The organism is Vibrio sp. 10N.222.48.A3 (genome assembly GCF_041475345.1).
Taxonomy (GTDB): domain Bacteria; phylum Pseudomonadota; class Gammaproteobacteria; order Enterobacterales; family Vibrionaceae; genus Vibrio; species Vibrio tasmaniensis_A.
Map to the genome: position 1 here is coordinate 1 of NZ_JBFRVX010000315.1, position 4,267 is coordinate 4,267.

Consider the following 4,267-nt stretch of genomic DNA (forward strand, 5'->3'; position numbering starts at 1 on the left):
TATTGCTGATTTAAACCTCCTTCTTCAATTTGATGTAAGTAGCGCCGCTACTGGAATTAAAGTTCATCAAGAGGCTGCTCAAGAAACTCAAGACGCTGTTAAGCGCCTATTCGAAAAGAATCTTTGCACTCAGCCAGACGGTGGTTACCTAACAGATGAAGGTATCCAGATGGCAGAGCGCGCAGACAAGTTACTTCGCGTACTGAACTAAAACTCCACGGTTCTAGTAAAAACTCCACTCGCTTCGGCCGTGGAGTTTTTTCATTTTTGGGCAAAGGTTTGTTAGGCTTATTGTAAATTCGTCATTTGCAGTTGTGAGGAACACATGGCTTCTATATTTATTGTTGGTGCAGGATGGGTCGGTGCACCTTTATCTGAACATTTAGAAAAACATGATAACCAAGTCGTCGTGACGAAGACTACCCAAGAAGGCGCTGACGCTATTGGCAACGAACGCATTCCTTGTGAAGTATTCAGTTTTGATGCAATACAACCTGAACGCTCTATTGGCCAACTCTACTCACTCCTATTGGAAAACAATACTGAGATAGTGATTGGTAGCTTTCCTCCCGGCTTTAGAAAAGGCGCTGGTGTCGAGTACGCCGACTATTGGCAACAACTGACCAGGGCTTGCCAGAAGGCTAACGTGAAAAAGCTCATTATGGTCAGTTCGACGACGGTATACCCAACCAAGCCCGGAGTTCTGTACGAGCAAGACGCCTCACTCACTCTTTCTACCTCAGAAAACGAGCAAGCATCCGCATTTTCGGACAATGCACGCGTGATGCTGAAAGCTGAACAGCTGGTGATGGATTCCGGCATCGATTACACCATTCTTCGTTTCAGTGGATTAATTGGCCCGAACCGTCACCCATCGAGGTTTGCAAGTAAATTGAAGCAGGTTAGTACTCAAGCTCCTGCCAACATGCTTCACCTTGATGATGCGATTGGTGCGGTCGATTTCGCCATCAATCAACTGCACAATGAAATCGTAAATGTCACCACACCAAATACAGTGAGCAAGGCAGAGTTCTACGCAGCAGCATTAAAAAGTGCCAATAGCAGCGAGCCACTTCCCCCTCTTGTCGATACGCCAGACAAACTGATCTCGTCGAAAAAGATTCTCGACTTAGGTTACTCGTTTAAATTCGAATCCACACTGGACGCACTTCATGACTGAGCAATCTACAGCTAAGAGAAATCCCAATATAAAACTGCATCGCTCAGTAGACACCCTTTGGAACTTTATGTCTATGGGTCACAAGGTTACGCCTTCAGACTGTATTTTTGTATTGTGTAGCAACGATACCCGCGTCGCTGAATATGCAGCCGAGCTTTATCACCAAAAGATAGCGCCTTACATCGTTTTTTCTGGTGGTGTGGGACGTTTTACAGAAGGAAGCTTTGAGCGTTCAGAAGCAGAAACGTTCGCTTCTATCGCACGAGACTGTGGTGTGCCTGACTTAGACATTATCATTGAGAAGCACGCGACAAACACTGGGGAAAATGTACGGTTTACCTACGAGCTACTGGATCAGCGAGGATTATCACCTAAACGGCTGACCCTAGTTCAGAAGCCCTTTATGGAGAAACGCACTTACGCAACGTTTGCTAAACAGTGGCCTGACGAAGTTACCGAGATTCAAGTCACTTCACAATGGCAAGACTGGGATGATTACTTTAACGAAGAGTTGCCGTTAGACATGGTGTTAGGTGCATTGATTGCTGATTATGAGCGAATCAAATCCTACCCCGCTCAGGGCTTTCAAATTGAGATGCCCATCCCTGACGACGTTGACCATGCCTATCAAGCATTGAAGAAGCTGGGTTTCGAATAAAACTTTAAGTCACGCAATACTCTTTTTCAGAAAACAAAAACGGTGGCACTTGGCCACCGTTTCTTATTCTAGCTATTACTTGAGCTTGTTGATTTCAGCTTTATTCACTTAAGAAGAATTAACCAAAGAGCTGCTTATTTACCTAACGCTTCTTTATAATGTAAACGGCAAGCCGAAACATATTGGTCATTGCCACCAATAGCGACTTGGTCACCTACAGCAATTGCCACACCGTGCTCATCTGTACGAATTACCATATTGGCCTTACGGCCACAGTGGCAAATTGTTTTAAGTTCTACTAATTTGTCAGCCCAAGACAACAAGTAGCGGCTACCTTCAAATAATTCACCCAAGAAGTCAGTGCGCAAACCGTAGCAAAGTACAGGGATGTGCAGCTTATCAACCACTTCTGTTAGTTGGTAAACCTGCTCTTTCGACAAAAACTGACACTCATCGATCAATACACAATGACGCTTTTCTTCTTCGTTGAGTTTTTGAATTGCCTCAAACATATTGGTGTCGTTTTTAAACAGTTGAGCTTCAGATTGAAGACCAATTCGTGAACTCACTTTACCGATACCATAGCGATCATCTAATGCAGCCGTAAAGATCACTGGTGTCATACCACGTTCTTGGTAGTTGAATGAAGATTGAAGAAGCGTTGTTGATTTACCCGCGTTCATTGCCGAGTAATAAAAATACATCTGAGCCACAGAAATATTCCTGTTAATTAAAAGTTGAAGATAAAAAGGTGAAATTAGAGAATTTTTGCTAGAAAAAAGGGCTGAAAATCAGCCCTTTTTATAAGATTTACTTACGACGCCAAGTCGTACCTTCTGGACCATCTTCCAGAACAATACCTAGCTCGTTCAGCTTATCACGTGCAAGATCGGCATTTGCCCAATCCTTCGAAGCGCGAGAGTCATTACGTAGCTTAATTAGGCCTTCGATTTCAGCGACTTCGTCATCGTTACCTGCTGTATCGCCTTGCAAGAAAGCTTCTGGATCTTGGTGAAGAATACCGATGATGTCTGCCAGTTCACGCATCAACGCACCTAGTGCACTTGCTTTTTCTATGCTTTCAGTCTTGATACGGTTGATTTCACGAGCCATTTCAAACAGCACTGAATAAGCTTCAGGTGTGTTGAAATCATCGTTCATCGCTGTAGAGAAACGAGTCACATACTCTTCACCACCAGCAGGGGCTGCGGTAACGTCTAGACCACGAAGTGATGTATAGAGACGTTCAAGTGATGCACGAGCCTGATTTAGGTTATCTTCGCTGTAGTTTAGTTGGCTACGGTAGTGACCAGACATTAGGAAGTAACGAACTGTCTCTGCATCGTAATGCTGAAGTACGTCACGGATAGTGAAAAAGTTACCCAGTGACTTAGACATTTTTTCTCTGTCTACCATCACCATGCCACTGTGCATCCAAGTATTCACATACTGGGTGCCATGTGCACAGCAAGATTGTGCGATTTCGTTCTCGTGGTGAGGGAACTGTAGATCCGAACCACCACCATGAATATCGAAGTGATTGCCAAGAATAGACGAGTTCATTGCTGAACACTCAATGTGCCAACCTGGACGACCTGGACCCCATGGCGATTCCCACGTCGGTTCACCAGGCTTAGACATCTTCCAAAGAACAAAGTCTAACGGGCTACGTTTTGCAGAATCGATGTCAACACGGGCGCCCGCTTGAAGCTGGTCAAGATCTTGCTTAGAAAGCTTACCGTATTCGTCAAACTTCTTAACTTCGAACATCACGTCACCGTTGCTTGCAACGTAAGCAAAGCCACGTTGAATTAGCTTTTCTACTAACTCAATGATCTCTGTGATGAATTCAGTCGCACGAGGCTCGACATCTGGGCGTTTCATGTTCAATGCATCGAAGTCCGCGTGCATTTCACCGATCAGACGCTCAGTCAGAGAGTCACAAGACTCGCCGTTTTCATTAGCGCGCTTGATGATTTTGTCATCGATATCAGTGATATTACGAACGAAATTCAAATCGTAACCAAGGTAACGCAGGTAACGAGTTACCACGTCAAATGAAACGAACGTGCGGCCATGACCAATATGACAGAGATCGTATATGGTTACCCCACAGACATACATACCGACTTTGCCAGCTGTAATTGGTTTGAATTCCTCTTTCTGTCTTGTGAGCGTGTTATATATCTTCAGCATGATCTCTATCTATTTTATGGATTAATCAAAAATAAGATCGCAGTATAACAAGTCATACCTTAATAGGTAATCCCCCAAAGCAGGAATTACCTCAAACATCCGAGTTAAGTTAATGATTTGGTGATTTGAAAGTCCGCCAACATGCGCTAGAATTCGAACTTCATATTAAAAAGACAGTAAGGTAACAATCATGATCATCCTTCACACAAATTTTGGTGACATCAAAGTTCAAC

5 protein-coding genes are annotated in these 4,267 nt (G+C 43.9%); 3 read left to right on the top strand and 2 right to left on the bottom strand.

Annotation, left to right across the window (positions count from 1 at the left end):
• The first annotated feature begins 1 nt into the window (after position 1).
• The 3 genes from AB4653_RS10015 (at position 2) to AB4653_RS10025 (ending at position 1,838) form a co-directional block, all read left to right on the top strand.
• Entirely contained in the window at positions 2 to 211 is a 210-nt protein-coding gene (locus AB4653_RS10015; protein WP_372104028.1) for a TIGR02647 family protein, read from the top strand.
• 114 nt (positions 212 to 325) lie between these two features.
• Positions 326 to 1,180, top strand: a complete 855-nt coding sequence (locus tag AB4653_RS10020) for an NAD(P)H-binding protein (protein ID WP_102257839.1) — start codon at positions 326 to 328, stop codon at positions 1,178 to 1,180.
• The gene (locus AB4653_RS10025; protein ID WP_102257838.1) at positions 1,173 to 1,838 is read left to right on the top strand and encodes a YdcF family protein; all 666 of its coding nucleotides are present in this window, start codon (positions 1,173 to 1,175) and stop codon (positions 1,836 to 1,838) included. The genes AB4653_RS10020 and AB4653_RS10025 overlap by 8 nt, the downstream gene beginning before the upstream one ends.
• A gap of 134 nt (positions 1,839 to 1,972) precedes the next feature.
• Here the strand turns inward: AB4653_RS10025 and AB4653_RS10030 are convergent, their stop codons facing one another.
• A complete protein-coding gene (locus AB4653_RS10030; protein ID WP_102257837.1) occupies positions 1,973 to 2,551 on the bottom strand; it encodes a thymidine kinase in 579 nt (192 codons plus the stop codon).
• 97 nt (positions 2,552 to 2,648) lie between these two features.
• The gene (gene cysS / locus AB4653_RS10035; protein ID WP_102257836.1) at positions 2,649 to 4,034 is read right to left on the bottom strand and encodes a cysteine--tRNA ligase; all 1,386 of its coding nucleotides are present in this window, start codon (positions 4,032 to 4,034) and stop codon (positions 2,649 to 2,651) included.
• Between the last annotated feature and the right edge of the window lie 233 nt (positions 4,035 to 4,267).

Coding starts and splice junctions, on each gene's coding strand:
- AB4653_RS10020 (WP_102257839.1), top strand. CDS start 326: ATGGCTTCTATATTTATTGTTGGTGCAGGATGGGTCGGTGCACCTTTA.
- AB4653_RS10025 (WP_102257838.1), top strand. CDS start 1,173: ATGACTGAGCAATCTACAGCTAAGAGAAATCCCAATATAAAACTGCAT.
- cysS (WP_102257836.1), bottom strand. CDS start 4,034: ATGCTGAAGATATATAACACGCTCACAAGACAGAAAGAGGAATTCAAA.